Annotated in this window: 18 protein-coding genes; 14 read left to right on the forward strand and 4 right to left on the reverse strand. The window is 59.9% G+C overall.

Features of this window, described 5'->3' with window-relative positions; all coding sequences use genetic code 11:
- The first annotated feature begins 293 nt into the window (after window positions 1–293).
- From ACWR1S_RS17420 to ACWR1S_RS17485, 14 genes are all read left to right on the forward strand, one after another.
- A complete protein-coding gene (locus ACWR1S_RS17420) occupies window positions 294–932 on the forward strand; it encodes a TetR/AcrR family transcriptional regulator (RefSeq protein ID WP_007908276.1) in 639 nt (212 codons plus the stop codon).
- A gap of 137 nt (window positions 933–1,069) precedes the next feature.
- A complete protein-coding gene (locus ACWR1S_RS17425) occupies window positions 1,070–2,038 on the forward strand; it encodes a GTP 3',8-cyclase MoaA (protein WP_454564363.1) in 969 nt (322 codons plus the stop codon).
- Between the two features lie 169 nt (window positions 2,039–2,207).
- The gene (locus tag ACWR1S_RS17430; protein ID WP_007908280.1) at window positions 2,208–2,813 is read left to right on the forward strand and encodes a DUF4823 domain-containing protein; all 606 of its coding nucleotides are present in this window, start codon (window positions 2,208–2,210) and stop codon (window positions 2,811–2,813) included.
- Between the two features lie 15 nt (window positions 2,814–2,828).
- Window positions 2,829–3,389 (forward strand): DUF1285 domain-containing protein, encoded by a 561-nt coding sequence (locus ACWR1S_RS17435; RefSeq protein WP_454564364.1) that lies wholly within the window; start codon window positions 2,829–2,831, stop codon window positions 3,387–3,389.
- 173 nt (window positions 3,390–3,562) lie between these two features.
- Window positions 3,563–4,279: a FadR/GntR family transcriptional regulator gene (locus ACWR1S_RS17440; RefSeq protein WP_137218842.1), complete on the forward strand. Its 717-nt coding sequence runs from the start codon at window positions 3,563–3,565 to the stop codon at window positions 4,277–4,279.
- Window positions 4,280–4,414: 135 nt separating this feature from the next.
- Complete coding sequence (locus tag ACWR1S_RS17445; RefSeq protein ID WP_454564365.1) at window positions 4,415–5,290, forward strand: SMP-30/gluconolactonase/LRE family protein; 876 nt, start codon at window positions 4,415–4,417, stop codon at window positions 5,288–5,290.
- Between the two features lie 271 nt (window positions 5,291–5,561).
- Window positions 5,562–6,380, forward strand: coding sequence for an SDR family oxidoreductase (locus ACWR1S_RS17450; RefSeq protein ID WP_454564366.1), 819 nt, complete (start codon window positions 5,562–5,564; stop codon window positions 6,378–6,380).
- A gap of 136 nt (window positions 6,381–6,516) precedes the next feature.
- Window positions 6,517–7,521, forward strand: a complete 1,005-nt coding sequence (locus ACWR1S_RS17455) for a substrate-binding domain-containing protein (RefSeq protein ID WP_454564367.1) — start codon at window positions 6,517–6,519, stop codon at window positions 7,519–7,521.
- A 53-nt stretch (window positions 7,522–7,574) separates the two neighbouring features.
- A complete protein-coding gene (gene araG / locus ACWR1S_RS17460; RefSeq protein WP_454564368.1) occupies window positions 7,575–9,119 on the forward strand; it encodes an L-arabinose ABC transporter ATP-binding protein AraG in 1,545 nt (514 codons plus the stop codon).
- 12 nt (window positions 9,120–9,131) lie between these two features.
- A complete protein-coding gene (araH, locus tag ACWR1S_RS17465) occupies window positions 9,132–10,100 on the forward strand; it encodes an L-arabinose ABC transporter permease AraH (RefSeq protein ID WP_064120407.1) in 969 nt (322 codons plus the stop codon).
- Between the two features lie 434 nt (window positions 10,101–10,534).
- A complete protein-coding gene (locus ACWR1S_RS17470) occupies window positions 10,535–11,248 on the forward strand; it encodes a GntR family transcriptional regulator (protein WP_454564369.1) in 714 nt (237 codons plus the stop codon).
- On the forward strand, window positions 11,245–12,243 hold the full coding sequence (locus ACWR1S_RS17475) for an ADP-ribosylglycohydrolase family protein (protein ID WP_454564370.1): 999 nt from the start codon (window positions 11,245–11,247) through the stop codon (window positions 12,241–12,243). The genes ACWR1S_RS17470 and ACWR1S_RS17475 overlap by 4 nt, the downstream gene beginning before the upstream one ends.
- A gap of 214 nt (window positions 12,244–12,457) precedes the next feature.
- Window positions 12,458–13,924 carry a purine-cytosine permease family protein gene (locus tag ACWR1S_RS17480; RefSeq protein WP_454564371.1) on the forward strand — a complete coding sequence of 489 codons (1,467 nt, stop codon included), beginning with the start codon at window positions 12,458–12,460 and terminating at the stop codon, window positions 13,922–13,924.
- On the forward strand, window positions 13,917–14,846 hold the full coding sequence (locus tag ACWR1S_RS17485; protein ID WP_454564372.1) for a PfkB family carbohydrate kinase: 930 nt from the start codon (window positions 13,917–13,919) through the stop codon (window positions 14,844–14,846). Before ACWR1S_RS17480 ends, ACWR1S_RS17485 begins: the two co-directional genes overlap by 8 nt.
- A gap of 216 nt (window positions 14,847–15,062) precedes the next feature.
- Here ACWR1S_RS17485 and ACWR1S_RS17490 read toward each other — a convergent pair whose 3' ends face one another.
- The 4 genes from ACWR1S_RS17490 to ACWR1S_RS17505 form a co-directional block, all read right to left on the reverse strand.
- Window positions 15,063–15,317, reverse strand: a complete 255-nt coding sequence (locus ACWR1S_RS17490) for a hypothetical protein (RefSeq protein ID WP_092279308.1) — start codon at window positions 15,315–15,317, stop codon at window positions 15,063–15,065.
- Window positions 15,318–15,361: 44 nt separating this feature from the next.
- Window positions 15,362–15,703, reverse strand: coding sequence for a hypothetical protein (locus tag ACWR1S_RS17495; protein WP_454564373.1), 342 nt, complete (start codon window positions 15,701–15,703; stop codon window positions 15,362–15,364).
- 67 nt (window positions 15,704–15,770) lie between these two features.
- A complete protein-coding gene (locus tag ACWR1S_RS17500) occupies window positions 15,771–16,982 on the reverse strand; it encodes an MFS transporter (protein WP_454564374.1) in 1,212 nt (403 codons plus the stop codon).
- Between the two features lie 109 nt (window positions 16,983–17,091).
- Window positions 17,092–17,745 carry an HD domain-containing protein gene (locus ACWR1S_RS17505; RefSeq protein ID WP_454564375.1) on the reverse strand — a complete coding sequence of 218 codons (654 nt, stop codon included), beginning with the start codon at window positions 17,743–17,745 and terminating at the stop codon, window positions 17,092–17,094.
- Window positions 17,746–17,830: the final 85 nt, after the last annotated feature.

Below are 17,830 nucleotides of genomic sequence, written 5' to 3' on the forward strand. Positions count from 1 at the left end.
GACCATTAGGAGTAAAACAAAGGCACGCGGTCCCTTGGTACCTTTATCGGCGCGACACTTGGGGGAGATGTCGCCCGACAGTTCAAGTATTGATCAGTCTGGCGTGCAGTCCAGTGAGCCGGTCGGGGTTTTTAAACAAATTTGGAATACGTTTGCTTCAGTTGAGTTCTCATTGCGCCCAAAACGTTCTCAAAATGAACAAGAAACACAGATATGGTCGGATGATCCGTGCATTTTTGCGCAAGTTAGGCATAATACGCGGCTTCGAATTTTGACCCTTCAGACCTTTTCTTATGCACAAAGAACCTCGTAAGGTCCGTGAGTTTCGTCGCCGCGAGCAAGAAATTCTCGATACCGCGCTCAAGCTGTTCCTCGACCAAGGTGAAGACAGTGTCACCGTCGAGATGATTGCTGATGCCGTGGGTATCGGCAAAGGCACGATCTACAAGCACTTCAAATCCAAGGCCGAGATCTATCTGCGCCTGATGCTCGATTACGAGCGCGATTTGAACGAGCTGCTGCATTCGGCCGATGTCGACAAGGACAAGGAAGCGCTGTCCCGCGCCTACTTCGAATTCCGCATGCGTGACCCGCAGCGCTATCGCCTGTTCGACCGCCTCGAAGAGAAGGTGGTCAAGGGCAATCAGGTGCCGGAAATGGTCGAGGAGCTGCACAAGATCCGTGCCTCGAACTTTGAACGCCTGACCCTGCTGATCAAGGGCCGCATCAGCGAAGGCAAGCTCGAAGACGTGCCGCCGTATTTCCACTACTGCGCATCCTGGGCGCTGGTGCACGGCGCTGTCGCGCTGTATCACTCGCCGTTCTGGAGCAACGTGCTGGAAGATCAGGAAGGTTTCTTCCAGTTCCTGATGGACATCGGGGTGCGCATGGGCAACAAGCGCAAGCGTGATCCGGAAACGCCAAGCAGCTGAGCCATTCAGCTGCCTTATTGCGCCATGATTTCGCTACATGACGCAGTACCGCAGGAATATACTCAGGCATAGGGCTTGCTAAAACTTGATTTGTGAGTCAAGTTTTAGCGGCTCGAAATTCTTTCGCCGGAGTGATCATGATCGTTGACCGTCAAGGCAGGCGTTTTCGCAATTTGCGCATCAGCCTGACCTCAGCCTGCAATTACGCGTGTACCTACTGCGTGCCTAACGGCAAGCGGCTGGTGGCTGCGCAGGATGAGCTGTCGGCTGAAGCCATGGCGCGTGGCGTGGCGTATCTGATCGAAGCCGCCGGCATCGAACGGCTACGCATCACTGGCGGCGAGCCGCTGGTCAGCCCCAAGCTCGAATCGTTCATGACCGCTGTCGGCAAGATGGGTCTGGAAGACATCAGCCTGACCACCAACGGTCAACTCCTCGCGAAAAAACTCCCGTTGCTGGTCGATGCCGGTCTGCGCCGGATCAACGTTTCTCTCGATACCCTCGACGCCAGCGCGTTCCGCAGCATCGCCCGTGGTGGCGATCTGGCCACGGTGCTCGACGGGATGGATCAGGCGAAAGCCGCGGGGATGAAGATCAAGGTCAACATGGTGCCGCTGCGTGGGCAGAACCTTGATCAAGTGATGCCGCTGCTGGATTACTGCCTGGAACGTGGATACGAACTGCGCTTCATCGAGCTGATGCGCATGGGGCATCTGGCCAAGGACAACAATGCGTTCCTGCAACAGTTCGTCAGCCTGCAGCAGTTGCTGGAGCTGATTGGCGAACGTTATGAGTACGCACAAACCGATGCACCAGTGGATGCCACGGCCGTGCGCTATGCGATCCCGGGGTTGGGCAACTTCGGTGTGATCGCCAACGAAAGCGTGCCGTTCTGCCGGACGTGCTCGCGTTTGCGCCTGTCGTCGACCGGTTGGCTGCATGGCTGCCTGTCGTCGAGCAACCGCCACTATGTCGGCGATCTGCTCGACAAGCCGCGTCATCAGGCGCTGCCGGCGCTCCAGCGCTTGCTGGTCAAGGCGTTGGGGGATAAGCAGGAAGTGGCGTTCTCTGGCGGTGCTACCGTCATGAAGATTATCGGCGGATGATCAACCGCTTTCGCGAGCAGGCTCGCTCCCACCTTGGAATGTATTCCCCTGTGGGAGCGAGCCTGCTCGCGAATACGATTTAACAATCAATGAAGAACCAGAGCTGGCGCAAAAGCTGCATCCAACGGCCATTCGCCGGTTTTCCGTCACCGGCCTCTGGAGGAATAGGATGCGTAGCCTGGTTTTGCTGCTGGCCGTTTTGGCGCTTGGCGGCTGTATGACTGTCAGCGATATGGCCGAAGGCACTCGCTATCAGATGAGCGACGCGGGCTTGCTGGATCACAGCGACAGCCGTCGCGTGAACAATTTCCGCATTCAGCCGGACTCGTTCATCTACATCGCTCAAGGCGCGTTCGCACCCCCGGGTGGCTCTTACCCGCGCCCCAACGTCGTGGCCGAAGAAGCCTTCAAAGGCTTCGTCGAATACTTCCCGATGGTCCGCCGTGCGCGTGCGCCGGAAGGCCTCGATCAGGCGATGGGCGAAGCCCGCGACGCCGGCGCGCACTATCTGCTGTACACCCGCTTCGCCAAGGCTGACGACCGTATCGGTAACTCCGATGAGTGGCTCGATGAGGAAGCGGTCGATCGCCTCGGCATCGACGGCGGCGTGATTCAGATCATGTTGATCGAGACCAGCACCCAGTATTTGATTGATACTGCACGGATCAAGAGTCGTGGCGGTTTACTGACGTTCCACGACAGCAAGCCCGAAGACCTGATCGGCCCGCCGCTGGCACAATACGCGCGCAGCCTGTTGGGAGTCGGCGACCAATAATTCAAGGAGAACGCCATGAGTGGCCCGCAAAAAGCCAATGACCTGTTGGGACAGATCCCCAAAACCAAAGGCTTGCCGCCGGTGCACTTGTGGAATCCGGACTTCTGCGGCGACATCGACATGCGCATCGCCCGCGACGGCACCTGGTATTACCTGGGTACGCCGATCGGGCGCAAGCCGATGGTCAAGTTGTTCTCGACGATCATGCGCCGCGATGGCGATGACTATTTCCTGATCACACCGGTCGAGAAGGTCGGGATCAAGGTTGACGATGCGCCGTTCGTGGCGATTGCGGTCGAGGTTGAAGGCGAAGGGGAGGCGCAGCTGTTGCGCTTCACTACCAACGTTGAAGAAATCGCCGAGGCTGGGCCCGAGCATCCGATCCGCGTCGAGATTGATCCGACGACGCAAGAGCCCGCGCCTTACGTACATGTGCGTACCAACCTTGAAGCGCTGATTCATCGCAATGTGTTCTACCAACTGGTGGAACTGGCGGTGAGTCGCGAAATCGATGGCCAGCGCTGGCTTGGCGTGTGGAGCGGCGGCGAGTTCTTCCGCATCGGCCTGGAACCCTGAAACACAACCCCTTGTAGGAGTGAGCCTGCTCGCGATTGCGGTGGATCAGTCAATCCTTGTGGTGACTGACACTCCGCAATCGCGAGCAGGCTCACTCCTACAGGGGATTGTGTTGACACCCATTCGTATGATGATTAGCTTGATCACCCATCGCGATCCGCTTTGAGGTGTTCATGTCCAGCAGCTTTCACGCATCCACGGTCGACTGGCTGGGCAGCTGGATCGCCGCTGGCCAGGTCAAGCCGGGGCAGACCATCAAGGTCGAGGCCGATCTCGGCGAACAGCTCGGCGTCAGCCGCACGGTCATCCGCGAGGCAATCAAAACCCTCGTCGCCAAAGGCATGCTCGAAGTCGGACCGAAAGTCGGCACCCGCGTACTCCCCGTGCGGCGCTGGAATCTGTTTGATCCGCAAGTCGTCGGTTGGCTGTCGCGCAACGGCTTGCCGGAAAATTTCGTCGATGACCTGCTCGACCTGCGCCGCACCATAGAGCCGATGGCCGTGCGCTGGGCATGCGAGCGGGCGACCCTGGAACAGATCGACGCGGTGCAACTGGCCTATAACGCCCTTGAGCGCGCCGTCGACAGCGGCATCGATTACAACCGCGCCGATCAGGTCTTCCACGAATGCATCCTCGCCGCCAGCCATAACCAATTCATCGAACAAATGGTCCCGGCGCTCGGCGCGTTGCTCGCAGTGTCGTTCGAAGTTTCTGCAGCCGACCCGGATGAACTGCGCCGCACGTTACCCATCCACAAAGACATGGCCGACGCCATCGCCGCCCGCGATTCTGCGCGCGGGGTGTGGGCGTGCATGACCCTGATCGATAACGCCGATCTGGCGATCAAACGTTTTTACCCGAAAGTCATGGCCGACAAAAAAGCCAGTTGAATACACCGAAATCCCCTGTAGGAGTGAGCCTGCTCGCGATAGCGGTAGATCAGTCGCATTGACGTCAACTGACACTACGCCATCGCGAGCAGGCTCACTCCTACAGAAAATCACAAGAACAATGGAGACCGTGATATGCCGTGGACCGCCCTGACCCAACACCGCGCTCAACTCGGCGAAGGCCCGTTCTGGGACGCGCCGACCCAGGCGCTGTACTGGGTCGATATCGCTGGTAAGCAGGCCCTGCGCCTGATCGGCCAGAACGTACAGATCTGGCAAATGCCCGAGCACGTTTCCGCGTTCATCCCCTGCGCCAGCGGCGATGCACTGGTGACCCTCAGTAGCGGCGTCTACCGTCTCGATCTCGATTCCCCGGGCCTCGAACCTCGCCTCACGCTGTTCTGCGTCGCCGACCCGCAGCCGGGCAATCGCCCCAACGAAGCGCGTTGCGATGCTCAGGGTCGTCTATGGCTCGGCACCATGCAAAACAACATCGGCGAGAACGGCGAAGACCTGCCGATCACCCGTCGCTCAGGTGGCCTGTTTCGGGTCGATCCCGATAAACGCGTCACACCCTTACTGCGTAATCTGGGAATACCCAACACCTTGCTGTGGAGCGACGACGGCACCACGCTGCTGTTTGGCGACAGTCTCGACGGCACGCTGCATCGCTATTTTATTCACACTGACGGCAATCTCGGTGCCGCTGAAACCTGGTACGGCCCCGATCAGCAGGGTGGCCCGGACGGTTCGGCAATGGACGCCGAAGGCTACGTCTGGAATGCCCGCTGGGATGGCAGTTGTCTGCTGCGGCTGACGCCTGAAGGTGAGGTCGACCGCAGAATCGACCTGCCGATCAGCCGCCCGACCAGTTGTGTATTCGGCGGTGAAGACCTGAAAACCCTGTTCATCACCAGCGCCAAGAGTCCGCACAACCATCCATTGGATGGCGCGGTACTGTCGATGCGCGTGGATGTCGCAGGAAAACTCTGTACGCGCTTTGCAAATTAAATCCCAAAATATGGGATGCAAAATTATATATTGAGATTATTTGGCAGTCGGGTTTATAGTCGGCAACAGCAGTAACACGCACTCACACTTAAAAAGAACAAAACAGGTGAAGTGATGCAGCGAATGTCTATCGCACTCCCGCGTGGAGTCCGCGTCTCGCAACGGCTCGATGCCGTCGGCCGCGCCTGCCTGTTTCGTTCCAATCGCCTTCCAGACCGGACATCGGCAGATGCCCGGTTTTTTTGTGCCTGCGAAACAGGAGTCCTGATCCATGGCTGAACCCCTTTCCCTGCCGCCGGTGCCCGCGCCGCCGAAGGGCGAGCGTCTGAAAAACAAGGTCGTGTTGCTGACCGGTGCTGCGCAAGGCATCGGCGAAGCCATCGTCGCTGCCTTCGCCTCGCAGCAAGCGAAACTGGTGATCAGCGATATCCAGGCCGAGAAGGTCGAACAGGTTGCCGCGCACTGGCGCGAGCAGGGCTTTGATGTGCAGGCGCTGAAGGCGGATGTCTCGCGTCAGTCTGATCTGCATGCCATGGCCAAACGCGCCGTTGAGCTGCACGGGCGCATCGACGTGCTGGTCAACTGCGCCGGGGTCAACGTGTTCCGCGATCCGCTGGAGATGACCGAAGAAGACTGGCATCGCTGCTTCGCCATCGATCTCGACGGTGCCTGGTTCGGCTGCAAAGCGGTGCTGCCGCAGATGATCGAGCAGGGCGTCGGCAGCATCATCAACATTGCCTCGACCCATTCCAGCCACATCATTCCCGGTTGCTTCCCGTACCCGGTGGCCAAACACGGCTTGCTCGGCCTGACCCGCGCGCTCGGCATCGAATACGCGGCGAAAGGCATCCGCGTCAACGCCATCGCCCCGGGCTACATCGAAACCCAATTGAACGTCGATTACTGGAACGGTTTCGCCGACCCGCATGCCGAGCGTCAGCGCGCCTTCGATCTGCACCCGCCGAAACGCATCGGCCAGCCGCTGGAAGTGGCAATGACCGCCGTATTTCTGGCCAGTGATGAAGCACCGTTCATCAATGCGTCATGTATCACCATCGATGGTGGGCGCTCGGTGATGTACCACGACTGAGCGCAGTGGCTTTCACGCGGATAAATCCGTTTGCAATCCAATCATCATACGATATGACTATTTTTCAACAGGCTTTGCAGGAACACGCTTTAACGCTTTTCAAAATTTGCTCAAAAAAATAACAAGGAGTCAGCTTATGAAACGTCGTTTCGGGATTCGTACCCTGTGCAGTACCGCCCTGGCGGTTACCGCGTTCAGCCTGAGCAGTGCGCTGCTCGCTGCCGACACCGTGAAAATCGGTTTTCTGGTCAAGCAGGCGGAAGAGCCGTGGTTCCAGACCGAGTGGGCTTTCGCCGAGAAAGCGGCCAAGGACAAGGGCTTCGAACTGATCAAGATCGCTGTGCCGGACGGTGAGAAAACCCTCTCGGCCATCGACAGCCTCGCGGCCAACGGTGCCAAGGGTTTCGTGATTTGCCCGCCGGATGTCTCGCTCGGCCCGGCGATCATGGCCAAAGCCAAACTCAATGACCTGAAAGTGATTGCCGTCGATGACCGTTTCGTCGACGCCAACGGCAAGTTCATGGAAGACGTGCCGTACCTCGGAATGGCGGCGTTCGAAGTCGGCCAGAAGCAGGGCAACGCCATGGTCGCCGAGGCGAAGAAGCGTAACTGGGACTGGAAAGACACCTACGCGGTGGTCAACACCTACAACGAACTCGACACTGGCAAGAAACGCACTGACGGCTCGGTGAAATCCCTCGAAGACGCCGGCCTGCCGAAAGACCACATTCTGTTCGCGGCGCTGAAAACCCTCGACGTACCGGGCAGCATGGACGCCACCAACTCGGCGCTGGTGAAACTGCCGAGCGCGGCGAAAAACCTGATCATCGGCGGCATGAACGACAACACCGTGCTCGGCGGCGTACGCGCCACCGAAGCCGCCGGTTTTGCCGCGACCAACGTGATCGGCATCGGCATCAACGGTACTGACGCCATCGGCGAATTGAAAAAGCCGAACAGCGGCTTCTTCGGCTCGATGCTGCCAAGCCCGCACATCGAAGGCTACAAAACTGCAGAGATGATGTACGAGTGGGTGACCACCGGCAAAGAACCGCCGAAGTACACCGCGATGGACGACGTCACCCTGATCACCCGCGAGAACTTCAAGCAAGAGCTGGAAAAAATCGGCCTGTGGAACTGATGCCGCGACGGCCCGGGCAGCCGGGCCGTTTTTCGGTGTGAAGAGGTGGCTTTATGCACGCGCAAGTACAAACACAACAACACAGCGCCAGCGGCAGCCTGCGCTTCAGCGGGATCGGTAAAACCTTTCCCGGTGTGAAGGCGCTGGACGCCATCAGTTTCGTCGCACATCCGGGCCAGGTTCATGCCTTGATGGGCGAGAACGGCGCCGGTAAATCGACCCTGCTGAAAATCCTCGGCGGCGCTTACATCCCGAGCAGCGGCGAGTTGCAGATCGGCGAGCAGACCATGGCGTTCAAGTCGACCGCCGACAGTATTGGCAGCGGCGTCGCGGTGATTCACCAGGAGCTGCATCTGGTGCCGGAAATGACCGTCGCCGAAAACCTGTTTCTCGGCCATCTGCCGGCCAGTTTTGGCTTGATCAATCGCGGCACGCTGCGCCAGCAAGCGTTGAATTGCCTCAAAGGCCTGGCCGACGAAATCGATCCGCAAACCAAGGTCGGGCGCTTGTCCCTCGGTCAGCGGCAACTGGTGGAAATCGCCAAAGCGCTGTCGCGCGGCGCTCATGTCATCGCTTTCGACGAGCCGACCAGCAGCCTCTCGGCCCGTGAGATCGACCGCTTGATGGCGATCATCGGTCGCCTGCGCGATGAGGGCAAAGTCGTGCTCTACGTCTCCCATCGCATGGAGGAGGTGTTTCGCATCTGCGACGCGGTGACGGTGTTCAAGGACGGTCGCTACGTGCGCACCTTCGACGACATGAGCCAGCTGACCCACGATCAGCTGGTGACCTGCATGGTCGGTCGCGACATTCAGGACATCTACGATTATCGCCATCGTCCACGCGGCGCAGTGGCCCTGAAGGTCTCCGGCCTGCTCGGTCCGGGTCTGCGTGAGCCGATCAGTTTCGAAGCGCACAAGGGCGAAATTCTGGGGCTGTTCGGACTGGTCGGGGCAGGGCGCACCGAGCTGTTTCGCCTGCTCAGCGGGCTGGAACGCAACACCGCCGGACGCCTCGAATTGCGCGGTCATGAATTGAAACTGCGTTCACCGCGCGACGCGATTGCGGCGGGCATTCTGCTCTGCCCGGAGGACCGCAAGAAGGAAGGCATCATCCCGCTGGCCAGCGTTGCCGAGAACATTAACATCAGTGCGCGCGGTGCCAATTCCGGCCTCGGTTGTCTGATTCGCGGCTTGTGGGAAAAGGGCAACGCCGACAAACAGATCAAGGCGCTGAAGGTGAAAACGCCACACGCCGGGCAACAGATCAAATTCCTTTCCGGTGGCAATCAGCAGAAGGCCATTCTCGGCCGCTGGCTGTCGATGCCGATGAAGGTCCTGCTGCTCGACGAACCAACGCGCGGCATCGACATCGGTGCCAAAGCGGAGATCTATCAGATCATCCACAACCTCGCCGCCGAGGGCATTTCGGTGATCGTAGTGTCCAGCGACCTGATGGAAGTGATGGGTATTTCCGACCGCATTCTGGTGCTCTGCGAAGGCGCCCTGCGTGGCGAAATCAGCCGCGACCAGGCCAATGAATCCAACCTGCTGCAACTGGCTTTGCCGCGCCACCGCGCTGACGGCGTGGCGAACTGAGAGGTGACTATGATGACAACCCAGAAAGAAACCCTGCCGACCGAGCGCAAGCCCCTGGACATGCGCCGCTTCCTCGATGACTGGGTCATGCTGCTGGCGGCAATCGGCATCTTCATTGCCTGCACGCTGCTGATCGATAACTTCCTCTCGCCGCTGAACATGCGCGGTTTGGGCCTGGCAATTTCTACCACCGGGATCGCCGCGTGCACGATGTTGTACTGCCTGGCATCGGGGCACTTCGACTTGTCGGTGGGCTCGGTGATTGCCTGCGCCGGCGTGGTCGCGGCGGTGGTGATGCGTGACACCAACAGCGTGTTTCTCGGTGTCAGTGCGGCGTTGGTGATGGGCCTGATTGTCGGGCTGATCAACGGCATCGTGATTGCCAAGTTGCGCGTCAATGCCTTGATCACGACGTTGGCGACCATGCAGATCGTTCGTGGTCTGGCGTACATTTTTGCCAATGGCAAAGCAGTGGGCGTATCGCAGGAATCGTTCTTCGTCTTTGGCAATGGCCAGTTGTTCGGTGTGCCGGTGCCGATTCTGATCACCATCGTTTGCTTTCTATTTTTTGGCTGGCTGCTGAATTACACCACTTACGGGCGCAACACCATGGCCATCGGTGGCAACCAGGAAGCGGCACTGTTGGCGGGTGTGAACGTTGATCGCACCAAGATCATTATCTTTGCCGTGCACGGGGTGATTGGTGCGTTGGCCGGGGTGATTCTTGCATCGCGGATGACCTCGGGGCAGCCGATGATTGGTCAGGGTTTTGAGCTGACGGTGATCTCGGCTTGCGTGTTGGGTGGTGTGTCGTTGAGCGGCGGGATCGGCATGATTCGGCATGTGATTGCCGGGGTGTTGATTTTGGCGATCATCGAGAATGCGATGAACCTGAAGAATATCGACACGTTTTATCAGTATGTGATTCGTGGGTCGATCTTGCTGCTGGCTGTGGTCATTGACCGACTGAAGCAACGCTAGAATCAAGAGCCCCTCACCCCAGCCCTCTCCCGGAGGGAGAGGGGGCCGACCGAGGTGTTTTGCGTCCTGCATCGACTTGAAAGACCTAGTCGATTATGGAATCGGAAAAGCACTTTCGTGTCGATTGTGGATTCGGCGAAGCACTTTCAGGTCGGCGAACCTCCTGAGCATCCCCCATTCAGTCCCCTCTCCCTCCGGGAGAGGGCTAGGGTGAGGGGAAGGGTCGACCGAGGTGATCCGTCGACTGAAAGACCTCGTCGATTATGGATTCGGTAAAGGACTTTCAGATCGGCGTAGCTCTCCCAAACACCTCGGTCAGTCCCCTCTCCCTCCGGGAGAGGGCTAGGGTGAGGGTGCTTTTGACTTTCAACCTTCTGTCTCTTCCCCTAAATTTTCCTTGCTCGCCAATGCCCGTTTCGGGTATCAATTTGTACATGATTAGACAGGTACGATTTGACAAGAAACAACGGGTGGTCGACGAACTCGTCCGGCGCATCGAGAGCGGCCTCATGGAGGACGGCTTTCTGTTGCCCGGTGAGCATCAGTTGGCTCAAGAATTCAACGTCAGCCGCGGCACGCTGCGCGAAGCGCTGGCCGAACTGAAGCGGCGCAATTACATCGCCACGCAAAGCGGCGTCGGCTCCATCGTCACCTTCGACGGTGTGGCGCTCGACCAGCGCAGCGGCTGGGCGCAAGCGCTGGCCGACAGCGGTGCACTGATCAACACCGAGGTGCTGCGCCTGGAAGCCGTGACCCGGCCCGATCTGCTCTCGCGGTTCGGCACCGACCAATTCATCACCCTCGACCGTCGCCGCCGCTCCAACGACGGCACGCTGGTGTCCCTCGAACGCTCCTTGATGCCGGCGACCGGCGGCCTGGAAAGCCTGCCGCGCGTCGGTCTGATCGACAATTCCCTGACCATCACCCTGGCCGCCTACGGCTACATCGGCGAGCGCGGTGATCAATGGATCGGCGCCGAGCCGTTAAATGCCGAAGACGCCGCACTGCTTGGCCGCCCTGAAGGCACGGTGTTCCTCAAAGCCCTGCGCACCACCTACGACCGCCAGAACCGTTTCATGGAGCTGGTCGAAAGCCTGCTCGACCCGGTGCATTTCCGTCTGCACCTGCAATTTGGAGAATCGAAATGACCGCGCTCAACCGTGCCCTCGGCGCTTTCTATGGCTTGGCCCTCGGTGATGCGCTGGGCATGCCGACGCAATCGCTGAACCGCGAAACCATCAAGACCCGCTTCGGCACGATCACCGATTTGCAGGATGCCGGGCCGCTGCAGCCGATCGCCGCGAACATGCCCAAAGGCTCGATTACCGATGACACCGAGCAGGCCATTCTGGTTGGCGAGTTGCTGGTTGAAGGCAAGGGCCGCATCGAGCCGGCGATCCTCGCGCAACGCTTGATCGAGTGGGAAGCCGAGATGCAGGCCAAGGGCTCGCAGGACTTGCTCGGGCCGTCGACCAAGCGCGCCATCGAAATGATCCTCGCCGGTCACTCGCCGGAAGAGGCCGGACGCTACGGCACTACAAACGGCGCGGCGATGCGCATTACCCCAGTGGGGATTGCGGCGGATGTTGCCGACCCCGAGCGCTTTATCGCAGCGGTGGTACAGGCTTGCCAGGTCACCCACAACACCACACTGGGGATTTCCAGCGCGGCGGCGGTGGCGGCTGTGGTGTCTGCCGGCATCAACGGCATGGACCTGGGCGAGGCGTTGAACCTCGGTCAGCAGATCGCTCAACAAGCGGAAGCGCACGGTCACTGGGTCGCTGGCGGGCGGATTGCCTCGCGCATCAGTTGGGCGCGCACCATCAGTGTCGATAGCGACAAGGCATTGCTGGCGGATCTGCTCTACGACGTGATCGGTACTTCGGTGGCGTCGCAGGAGTCGGTGGTGGTTTCGTTTGCACTGGCACAGCAAGTGGCGGTCGGCGAGATGAGCGCTTTTGATGCGCTGTGCATGGCCGCCAGTCTTGGCGGTGACACTGACACCATCGCAGCGATTCTTGGCGCGATGCTCGGGGCCTGCCTGGGCCTTGAGAGCTGGCCTGCCGAGATGATCGAGACGGTTAAGGCCGTTAATCATCTGGAGCTTGAGCCGTTGGTGCAGGGACTGTTGGCTTTGCGCTGATTGGGCTGACGCGTTCGCGAGCAAGCTCGCTCCCACAGGGGTTATGTGAACGCCATAAATCCAATGTGGGAGCGAGCTTGCTCGCGAAGGCCGCACCGCAAATTTCGAATTTTCAACCCGCAATGGATCGCGCAGACAGGCCGAGGACGGCCGCGATGTCTTGTCGTTTTGCATCATTGCCACAACCACAAAAAAGGCAAACAGGAGCACCTTCATGAGTTCATCAAACGCCGGGCAAAGCGCCGGGCAGCTGGAAACCCGCGGCATCGAACCGGTGCCGGAAGCCGAGTGCAACGGCCATCCGCTGCAATTGTTCTGGGTCTGGTTCGCCGCCAACATTTCCATCCTCGGTCTGCCGCTGGGCGCCACGCTGGTGGCGTTTCGCGGGCTGGCGATCTGGCAGGCAATCATCGTCGCAATCATCGGTGCTGCCGGTTCATTTGCCGTGGTGGGGATCATCTCGATTGCCGGTCGCCGTGGCCGCGCGCCGAGCCTGACCTTGTCGCGAGCGATCTTCGGCGTGCGTGGCAATATCGGCCCGACGCTGGTCTCGCTGATGTCGCGTCTGGGTTGGGAAACCGTCAACACCACCACTGCTGCATTCGTGCTGCTGTCGCTGTGCTCGATCCTGTTCGGCTCACCGGTTGAAGCGAAAAGCGCACCGGTACTGACGCTGATCTTCATCGCCATTTTCGTACTGCTGACCCTGTCGGTGTCCGGCCTCGGCCACGCGACCTTGCTGGTGATCCAGAAGTGGGCGACCTACGTGTTCGGCGCGCTGAACATTCTGGTCGGTGGTTTCCTCTGCGCGACCATCGACTGGAGCGCGGTATTCAACGCCACGCCGGCGCCGATGAGCGCAATGATCATTGGCATCGGCACCATGGCCGCCGGCACCGGCATCGGTTGGGCCAACGCCGGCGCCGACATGTCGCGCTATCAACATCGCAGCGTCAAGGCTGTGCGCCTTGTTGCTTCTGCCGCGTTCGGCGCGGGGATTCCGCTGGTGTTGCTGATCACCCTCGGCGGCTTGCTGTCGGTGGGCAACAACGACCTCGCCTCGGCGACTGACCCGATCGTGGCGATCCGCGACATGCTGCCAACCTGGATGGCCGTGCCGTACCTGATCACCGCGTTCGGTGGCTTGCTGCTGTCGAACAACCTGTCGGTGTATTCCGCCGGTTTGACCACGCTGACCCTTGGCTTGAAGGTCAAACGTGTCTATGCCGTGGTGGTCGATATCGTCGCGATCTTCGCCGGTTCGATCTACTTCATGCTGATCGCCGACAGCTTTTACGGACCGTTCATCACCTTCATTTCCCTGCTGGCGGTGCCGATCACGGCGTGGGTCGGAATCTTCGTCGTCGACCTGATTCACCGTCATTACTACAGCCCGAAAGACCTGCTCGACGTCAGCCCGAACAGCGCTTACTGGTATCGCGGCGGTATCGAATGGCGTGCGTTTGGTGCGTGGGCGATTGCCATCGTCCTCGGCTTCAGTTTCACCACCATCGGCACCACCGCCGAGAACGTCTGGTTCAAAGGCTTCCTGTCCGACTCGTGGCTGGGCCACAACGGCCTCGGCTGGATCGTGACCTTCGTGGTGGCCGGTGGCATTTACTTCGTCCTCGGCGGGGCGAAAGATCGCCGCGCCGCGCCAACCGAGAATGCTCATGCCTAAGATGTTGCACACCGGCCAGGTCATCATCGACCTGGTCATGGCCGTGGATAAACTGCCGCAGATTGGCGGTGACGTGCTGGCGCAGTCGGCCGGCTTCGAAGCCGGCGGCGGTTTCAACGTGATGGCGGCGGCGGTGCGTAATGGCCTGCCGGTGGTTTACCTTGGTCGCCATGGCACTGGGCGTTTCGGTGATCTCGCGCGCCAGGCGATGAACGCCGAGGGGATTCACATCGGCATCACCGAACCCGCACAGAAAGACACCGGTTTGTGTGTGGCGCTGACCGATGCGTCGGCCGAGCGCAGTTTCATTTCCTACATCGGCGCTGAAGGTGAGGTGAATGAGGCGGATCTGAACAGCGTGCCGGTCGAGGCGGGTGATTACGTTTATCTCAGCGGCTACAGCCTGCTCCACGAAGGCAAGGCCCAAGCGTTGCTCGACTGGACGTTGGCGTTGCCGGCGACGATCAATGTGGTGTTCGATCCGGGCCCGTTGGTGGAGTCGCCGGACTCGCTGCTGATGAAAGCGTTGCTGCCGCGCATTGATGTGTGGACCAGCAACAGTGTCGAAGCGTTGCGCTTTACCGGCGCTGAGGACATTGGCGCAGCGCTGGATCATCTCGCTGAATATCTGCCCAAAGAGGTGCTGATGGTGGTGCGGGACGGGCCGCAGGGTTGCTGGATTCATCAGGGCGATGAGCGTCGGCATGTGCCGGGGTTTGCCGTGAAAGCGCTGGACAGCAACGGCGCCGGTGATGCTCATGCCGGGGTATTTGTCGCCGGGTTGGCGCAGGGCTTGTCTGCCCATGAAGCGGCGCGGCGGGCGAATGCGGCAGCGGCTTTGGCGGTGACGCGCTGGGGGCCGGCGACCGCGCCGGGGGCGGCTGAAGTGGATGCGTTTATCCGCGAGTCCGGTGGCGCCTGATAGATAGCTTTCGCGAGCAGGCTCGCTCCCACAGGGGATTTATGTTCGCCTCAGATCCAATGTAGGAGCTGCCAAAGGCTGCGATCTTTTGATCTTATAACAGCAAAGATCGCAGCCAACTGCAGCTCCTGCATGATTAGCGATCACACGATCACACGATCACACGATCACACGATCACACGATCACACGATCACACGATCACACGATCATATCGCTCAGCTATCCAGCTTGCGCGCCGCTTCAACGCCAGCGGCACTGAGCTTGATCGGCAGGTTCAACGAATGTTCGCCAGCCTCGTTGCAGGTCACATGCCCGTGGTGAATCAGTCCACGATCCTGCAAAGCGGCGAGGGCGCTGGCCACGACCTTCTCGCCCCGGTAATTGTCCAGCACTTCTTTGCCCAGACCACTCGGGTGGGCGTGCAGCAGGCGGGTGAGGACTTCTTTTTCCAGGTTTTTATCGACGTTCATGGTTACCTCTTCATTGGATTGAATAGGACGCTCGCGTCGGCGAACTACTGACCGGAGCCTTCGGAACCGGAGCCACCGGTGGTGGTTTTCGAGCCGACGCCGGGCCCCGCATTATCGGGAGCCGCAGGGGAGTCGGGCGTGTTCATCCCGCCCTGACGACCCGGGTCACTGCCCTGAGTGCGCGGATCGGTACCGGTGGCGGGAGGCTGATTGATCAGGGGCACGCCCGAGCCATCGGTGTTCATGCCGGGAGCACTGTTGATGGCGGGCGCGCGGGGCGGGGTCGGGTCGGTAGGGCCGGTGCCCGCAGCGGTGGCGGATGCGGCGAAAACCGCAGGGCAGAGCAGGGCGCTGAATACGAAAGCGGTCAACCTTGACGGGATCATAGGGCTTCTCCAGTGATTGGAATCCTTACCTGTCGTTGGTCTGCCCTCTGAGCGGATTGGTGCCTGATCAGCGACGAACGGTCTGGATCGCCGCTGCGGTTTTGACGGTGAGTCGACGCCAGAGCAGACGACCCACGGTGATCAGCCAGTTCGCAAACGCCAAGGCCAATATCGTGAGCAGCAGCGTCGCCATGCCCTGTTCAACGATGATTTTCCCGGCCAGTAACGGAAAGCCGAACACGCCGATAAAGTACGAAAGACTGAACAGCAACAGGGCCTGTGAAGTCGTGCCGGCCGGTGCTTCGTTGGCCGCCAAACCGTTGATCACCGAATACGTCAGCCCATAGCCGACGCCGAGCATCAACGCCGCCAGCAGATAGCTGAATCCACTGTGCACGCCGAAGGCGAACAGCATGATCGAGCCGAGCATCAGCGCCGACAACAGGCACGATGCGCGCAATGGATCACGCTTGACGACATATCCGGCGATCAGCATCCGACTGCTGATTGCCGCGCTCATGAAGCCGAGAAAGAACAACGAATAATCCAGCGAGCGTGCCGCCGCATAACTGGTCTGGAAACTCGACAGACCGCCGAATACGCAGCCGCCGAGCCCAACCATGATGATCGGAAACAGCGCACGCGAGCTGAGCACTTGAGTGGTCGCTTGCCAGCTGATTTTTGCCGTCGTCGGGGTTTGCGTGCTTTTCAGTCGAGCACCCAGCTGCCAGAACAGCAGCACCCCGATCAGGCTTGCCAGCGCCGCCAGATAAAACGCCGAGGTCACTGGCAAGCCCAGCGCACTGGCTGCCCGTCCGAGCAAAGGGCCGCTGCCAATCCCGGTCATCATGCTGCCCGACAGCAGCGCGAAGTATTTGGCGCGCTGCGCCGGTGTGACCAGGCTGGCGACGATGATCGGCCCCAGGGTGTAGAAAACGCCCCATCCCAAACCCAGCAGCAAACCGAAAAACAGCAGCAGATTGCCAAACCCCGGCGTCATGGCAAAGCCCAGACTCGCCGCCACCAGCAACAGACCGAACAGGGCAATCGAACGCGCCGCACCGAGCCAGTCCGACAAATGCCCGGACACCAGCACCGCGACAAACGTACTGAGCATCGCCGCCGAAATCACACTGCCGGCGTCGTGTTCATTACCGCCGCGAGAACCGATCAACAAGGACAGTAAAAACGTCGAGCCATAGGACAGCGACAGCAGATAACTGGCGAGACAGAACAGACCGAACAGCTTGCCTGAAACCTTGGGTATTGCTGGCGACATGACGCGAATCCTTAAGCGGAAAAATTCAGCGCCGTCTGTTTAACACGTCAGGCAGGCGGCTTAGGTGTGAGCTTGGCGAAGTCAGGATCGCTGTGCGCCGGAGTAACGCTCAGGCGATGCCGATCTCTTCCTTGAATTGCTCCATGAAACCCTTCAGACGCTGATGGCGGATCTGCGCCAAACGCTGGCCGGTGGCGGTCTGGAAACCGTCAGCGAGGTGCAGCAGTTTGGTCTGAAAGTGATCGAGGCAAAAACGTTTGTCGTCGTAGTCGCGCTGTTTCGCTTCGGGATCCTGCGGGTCGTACAACGCCGAGCCCATGCGCCCGGCGATATAGAACGTACGGGCGACGCCGAGCATGCCCAACGAGTCGAGGCGGTCAGCGTCCTGGACGATTTTCGCTTCGAGAGTGCGTGGGGTGATGTTGGCGGAGAAACTGTGGGCTTCGATGGCGTGGGCGACGGCCATGATTTTTTCTTCCGACCAGTTCAGATCGGCCAGCACTGACGAAGCTTTATCTGCCGCCAGCCGCGAAGCCTGCGAACGCAGTGGCGAATTCTTCTCGACGGCGACGCAATCGTGCAAGAGCACGGCGGCCAACAACACCTCCTGATCGCCGCCTTCTTCTTCATGCAGCGTACGCACGTTGTGCCAGACCCGTTGCAGGTGCGCGAGGTCGTGAGCGCCGTCGTCGGACGGCTCCAATGCGTACGGCAGTAACTCTGCTGCCAGTGCCTCCACCGGTGTAAAAAACTCAAGGTTCATAAACATCCTTTTAGACTGTCGAAGTCACTGTGTGGGAGCGAGCCTGCTCGCGAATGCTGTCTGTCAATCAACAATGCAGGTGACT

This window comes from Pseudomonas sp. AIG, from assembly GCF_977020205.1.

What these genes read in the sequence shown, in the direction of transcription:
- ACWR1S_RS17450 (WP_454564366.1), top strand. Translation starts at nt 5,562, where the DNA reads ATGGCTGAACCCCTTTCCCTGCCGCCGGTGCCCGCGCCGCCGAAGGGC.
- ACWR1S_RS17485 (WP_454564372.1), top strand. Translation starts at nt 13,917, where the DNA reads ATGCCTAAGATGTTGCACACCGGCCAGGTCATCATCGACCTGGTCATG.
- ACWR1S_RS17425 (WP_454564363.1), top strand. Translation starts at nt 1,070, where the DNA reads ATGATCGTTGACCGTCAAGGCAGGCGTTTTCGCAATTTGCGCATCAGC.
- ACWR1S_RS17440 (WP_137218842.1), top strand. Translation starts at nt 3,563, where the DNA reads ATGTCCAGCAGCTTTCACGCATCCACGGTCGACTGGCTGGGCAGCTGG.
- ACWR1S_RS17455 (WP_454564367.1), top strand. Translation starts at nt 6,517, where the DNA reads ATGAAACGTCGTTTCGGGATTCGTACCCTGTGCAGTACCGCCCTGGCG.
- ACWR1S_RS17435 (WP_454564364.1), top strand. Translation starts at nt 2,829, where the DNA reads ATGAGTGGCCCGCAAAAAGCCAATGACCTGTTGGGACAGATCCCCAAA.
- ACWR1S_RS17505 (WP_454564375.1), bottom strand. Translation starts at nt 17,745, where the DNA reads ATGAACCTTGAGTTTTTTACACCGGTGGAGGCACTGGCAGCAGAGTTA.
- ACWR1S_RS17495 (WP_454564373.1), bottom strand. Translation starts at nt 15,703, where the DNA reads ATGATCCCGTCAAGGTTGACCGCTTTCGTATTCAGCGCCCTGCTCTGC.
- ACWR1S_RS17430 (WP_007908280.1), top strand. Translation starts at nt 2,208, where the DNA reads ATGCGTAGCCTGGTTTTGCTGCTGGCCGTTTTGGCGCTTGGCGGCTGT.
- araH (WP_064120407.1), top strand. Translation starts at nt 9,132, where the DNA reads ATGACAACCCAGAAAGAAACCCTGCCGACCGAGCGCAAGCCCCTGGAC.
- ACWR1S_RS17480 (WP_454564371.1), top strand. Translation starts at nt 12,458, where the DNA reads ATGAGTTCATCAAACGCCGGGCAAAGCGCCGGGCAGCTGGAAACCCGC.
- ACWR1S_RS17500 (WP_454564374.1), bottom strand. Translation starts at nt 16,982, where the DNA reads ATGTCGCCAGCAATACCCAAGGTTTCAGGCAAGCTGTTCGGTCTGTTC.
- ACWR1S_RS17445 (WP_454564365.1), top strand. Translation starts at nt 4,415, where the DNA reads ATGCCGTGGACCGCCCTGACCCAACACCGCGCTCAACTCGGCGAAGGC.
- ACWR1S_RS17475 (WP_454564370.1), top strand. Translation starts at nt 11,245, where the DNA reads ATGACCGCGCTCAACCGTGCCCTCGGCGCTTTCTATGGCTTGGCCCTC.
- ACWR1S_RS17420 (WP_007908276.1), top strand. Translation starts at nt 294, where the DNA reads ATGCACAAAGAACCTCGTAAGGTCCGTGAGTTTCGTCGCCGCGAGCAA.
- araG (WP_454564368.1), top strand. Translation starts at nt 7,575, where the DNA reads ATGCACGCGCAAGTACAAACACAACAACACAGCGCCAGCGGCAGCCTG.
- ACWR1S_RS17470 (WP_454564369.1), top strand. Translation starts at nt 10,535, where the DNA reads ATGATTAGACAGGTACGATTTGACAAGAAACAACGGGTGGTCGACGAA.
- ACWR1S_RS17490 (WP_092279308.1), bottom strand. Translation starts at nt 15,317, where the DNA reads ATGAACGTCGATAAAAACCTGGAAAAAGAAGTCCTCACCCGCCTGCTG.